Here is a 755-nt window from a genome sequence, read left to right as displayed (position 1 = left end):
CCGTGGCTGACGACGAACGACTGGCCCGTGAGCGCGGCGCTCGGGAACGCCGACAGGAACAGCACCGTCTGCGCGACGTCCTGCACCGTCGTGAACACGCCGTCGACCGTGTTGCCGAGCATCACCTTCTTCACCACTTCCTCTTCGCTGATCCCGAGCTCCTTCGCCTGCTCCGGAATCTGCTTGTCGACCAGCGGTGTGCGCACGAAGCCCGGACACACGACGTGCGAGCGCACGTTGTGCTTCGCGCCTTCCTTCGCCAGCACGCGCGCGAGACCGAGCAGCCCGTGCTTGGCAGTCACGTACGCCGACTTCAGCGGCGACGCTTCGTGCGAGTGCACCGAGCCCATGTAGATCACCACGCCGCCGCGATCGTCCTTGTACATGTGCTTGAGCGCGGCCTTGGTCGTCAGGAACGCGCCGTCGACGTGGATCGCCTGCATCTTCTTCCAGTCGGCGAACGAATAGTTTTCGATCGGGTTGACGATCTGGATGCCCGCGTTCGACACGAGGATGTCGACCGAGCCGAACGTTTCGGCCACCTTGTCGATACCGCTGTTGACCGCTTCCTCGCTGGTCACGTCCATCGCGACGCCGATCGCCTTGCCGCCTGCCTTGTTGATCTCGTCGGCGACCGCGTTTGCGCCGTCCTGGTTCAGGTCGGCGATCGCGACGGCCGCGCCCGCCTTCGCGAGCTCCAGTGCGATTTCCTTGCCGATGCCGCTTGCGGCGCCCGTGACGACTGCGGTCTTGCC

At 65.3% G+C, this 755-nt stretch carries 1 protein-coding gene; it reads right to left on the bottom strand.

What is annotated here, in order from left to right:
- Positions 1 to 755, bottom strand: a 755-nt coding sequence (locus tag DIE11_RS36005; RefSeq protein ID WP_148093075.1) for a 3-hydroxybutyrate dehydrogenase, incomplete at both ends; no start/stop codon positions are given.

It is taken from the genome of Burkholderia sp. Bp9012 (assembly GCF_003853825.1).
Lineage (GTDB): Bacteria > Pseudomonadota > Gammaproteobacteria > Burkholderiales > Burkholderiaceae > Burkholderia > Burkholderia diffusa.
This window is presented reverse-complemented; position numbering and strand designations above follow the sequence as displayed.